We start from the raw sequence: 3,269 nt of genomic DNA on the forward strand, positions 1-3,269 counted from the left end.
GATAATAAAGATATAAGAACTAGATATTGGGATGTTCATAAATCTGGTTATAATAAAGAGATTATGTATTTTTATTTAAGTAGGAATGGATTTGTTGATGTAGATATAGAGACTGTGGATAAGTGGCATTTAGTGGCTATGGGTTATAAATATTGAGGCAAATTTGATTTTTTTATCAAAATAATGTATTACATAAATTAAATTATAATAACAAATTGGAGGTTGATTATGAGTAATCAGCAATTAATTAGTCAAAAAGAAATTAGTATTAAAGAATGTAAAGAAAATATAAGGAAAAAAGAACTTCAAATAAAGGTTATTAAAGCCACGAGACTAAAGAGTGGACTTTTACCTGCACATCAACAATTTATAGCTAATCATGAAAAAGATATAGCCAGTTATAAATTAAAAATTTCAAATTTGGAAAAAGAAATTGAACGTTTAAAAAGTTTAGATAATGAATGGTAAGTTGTTTTATAAAACAATATTTACCAAAACAAATAAAATATGATATTAATTTTAAGGATATTTCTTTTTGCGGGGATATAGAAAATATAAATTGGTAAAATGTTATAAAATTTGACTTTTTTTAAAAATAGTATATAATTCATATTAGTTTAGTTCAAATATTAGAGAATTTCATGACAAGAGAAGAAAAATATTTTAATGATGGATTATATGCGTATAATAATAAAGATTATGAAAAAGCAATAAATTGTTTCAATGAAATTATAGATAAATTTTCAAATTCAATTGGAAATGCAAAATTAAGTGAAATATATTATATGCGTGGAATTTGTTATGCTCAAGAATATTCTATTGATGAAGCTTTAGAAGATTTTAATGAAGCTGAAAAATTAGGATTTGATAAATCTAAAATATATTGTGGTAGAGGCATTGCTTATGCACATGATGGAAAAAATGAAAAAGCAGTAAGTAATTTTACTAAAGCTATAGAATTAAATGGTAGTTATGAAGAGGCGTATTGTCGTAGAGGTATAGCTTATACTTTCATGGCAAAATCTTACGAGGCAATAGCTGATTTTAATAAATCTATAGAATTAAAAAGCAACTATGAAAAATTATATTATTATAGAGGTATAGCTTTTTGTCAAAAAAAGAAATATAATAAAGCGCTTAAAGACTTTGATATTATTATAAAATCAGATAGCGACTTTAAGCTTATTCGCATAAATAGAACATTTGCATATTATCATTGTCATAAAGGTCATAAAGGAAAAGATGATAATAAAACTACCAATATAAATTCATTAAATAATATAAATATAATGTATTTTATAATTAGAACTTTTTTAGAAGAAAAAATAACAATTAAAGATATTATAGATTTTCTTTTCTTTTATAAAGAACAAATAGTAGAAAAAGAAGATTACTTTAAATCTATAATTGGTAATTATTTTACAGCAAAAGATGAAAAAACAGAAAACGAATTTTATAAGTTATGGATTTATCAATATATTTTACTTGATTTACTTTCTATAAAGAACTATCAAAGTATTGAAGAGTTCTCGCATTATACCTCAAAAGATATATTTCAAAAATTACTAAATTATTATGAAGAAAAAAACGCATCATGTAATCCTCAAGAAAATCATAAGGCATTTTTAAGACTTACAAGTATATCTAAAGCAAACGACCCTAAAGAAGGCGAGATATTAAAAAATTTATTATCTATAAATACAGAAAAAAATATAGATATAAAAGAACAAAATAAAGATTATTTAGTTTTTCAAACTTCTTTTATTAGATATACAAATTCTCTTACAATGTTTAGATTATATGGTAAAGAAGAAGAAAAAGAAGGAACGGGAATATGTTTGGTATTTAATCGTTCATTTTTCGACCAATATTCATTAAAAAGCCCCGCCCAAGTTATTAATAATAAAAAAAATAATTCTAAAAAAGAAAAAAGTAAACTCCAACTTTATTTTATGTTATATTATGATAATAAAAATAATGAACTTATTTATAACCCTACAGATAGTATATATAAAAATGAGGTTATAAATCTTAAAAATTTATTTGATGAAGATATTGAATATGATAAAAATAATATAAATATTACAAATAATATAAAATTTATGTTAAAAAATATATTTATTATAATTAGAGATTTGAAAAATGAAGAATTAGAATTAGCTTATAAACTTTTGATAAATATCAGATATTTAATTAAACATTCTTCATTTTTTGAGGAGCAAGAACTTCGACTTATTCAATTAACTAAAAATGATAGTAACGATGTTTCATTTGACAAAAATATAAATAGACTTTATTCAGACTATAAAGTTTCAATTTTTGAAGAAAATTATTTGAAAAAGATTATAATAGGTCCTAAAGTAGAAAATGCTTCTTCAGTGAAAGAAGTTTATCAATATTTAATAACGAAAAATAAAATCAATAAGAATATAGATATAGAAATATCCGATTTACCATTGAATTGAAAATATTAATTTATATATATTCTTAATCATTGTATATATTGGGCTACTCTAATGAAAAGAAAATCCATAACTATGGAATATTTACATTCTAATAAATTGAATATTTTAAATATCCGACACAAAAATATTCGGGTAATATAATTAAAGATATAAACAATTCTAAAATATACGAATTTGCATTAGACGAGGTATATATTTAATACTTAATTATTATTTAACTTAAAAATATTATAATGATTTTCAATTTTATTAATACTTTAATAATTACATTGAAGATAAAAATAATAAATTAGAAAAAATGATAAATAATATTATTTCAATTTTTAATGATGTTATAAATAGTATTACTTAGTTTATTACCGTTAGAAAGTTGATAAATAGATTTAAAACCCAACAAAAGTAATGTTTGAATATGCTTATCGAAAAACGGCATAAAATGTATATTTATTATCGGAATAATTATAAAATATATTAATATCTTAAATACCATCGGGCTTACAAACCTTACAAGTTTCATACCCATTTTTTATTGCTTCGTTCAAATCTATAGCTTCCTTTTCTCCTCGCAAAGTTCTACAATTTTCAAGATGATATTTTTTACCCGTTTTTGCGATATAAACTATTTTTTCAGTTTCGTTAATTTTATTTTCACTTACAGTTTCATTGGTATTTTTAATTTCTGAATTTTCATTTGCTTTATTTTCTTTGCTTTCGTTAGTCGCTTTAATTTCGTTAGTTTTAGTTTCATTTATTTTAGTTTCAGTTTTGACTTCGTTCTTTTTATTTTCTTTAGGGACAATTTTA

The 3,269-nt window shown here is 21.8% G+C and carries 3 protein-coding genes; 2 read left to right on the forward strand and 1 reads right to left on the reverse strand.

The annotated features are described in order from the left end of the window. Window positions 1–228: 228 nt before the first annotated feature. Window positions 229–468, forward strand: a complete 240-nt coding sequence (locus tag Q0H31_RS13015) for a hypothetical protein (protein ID WP_295298874.1) — start codon at window positions 229–231, stop codon at window positions 466–468. Window positions 469–641: 173 nt separating this feature from the next. Continuing rightward, on the forward strand, window positions 642–2,465 hold the full coding sequence (locus tag Q0H31_RS13020; protein ID WP_295298875.1) for a DUF2971 domain-containing protein: 1,824 nt from the start codon (window positions 642–644) through the stop codon (window positions 2,463–2,465). Between the two features lie 479 nt (window positions 2,466–2,944). Here the strand turns inward: Q0H31_RS13020 and Q0H31_RS13025 are convergent. Continuing rightward, the coding region (locus tag Q0H31_RS13025; protein ID WP_295298877.1) for a hypothetical protein at window positions 2,945–3,269 on the reverse strand (325 nt) is incomplete at its 5' end.

It is taken from the genome of uncultured Brachyspira sp., from assembly GCF_934747485.1.
In the GTDB taxonomy this organism is placed as follows: Bacteria; Spirochaetota; Brachyspiria; order Brachyspirales; family Brachyspiraceae; genus Brachyspira.

What these genes read in the sequence shown, in the direction of transcription:
- Q0H31_RS13015 (WP_295298874.1), top strand. Translation starts at nt 229, where the DNA reads ATGAGTAATCAGCAATTAATTAGTCAAAAAGAAATTAGTATTAAAGAA.
- Q0H31_RS13020 (WP_295298875.1), top strand. Translation starts at nt 642, where the DNA reads ATGACAAGAGAAGAAAAATATTTTAATGATGGATTATATGCGTATAAT.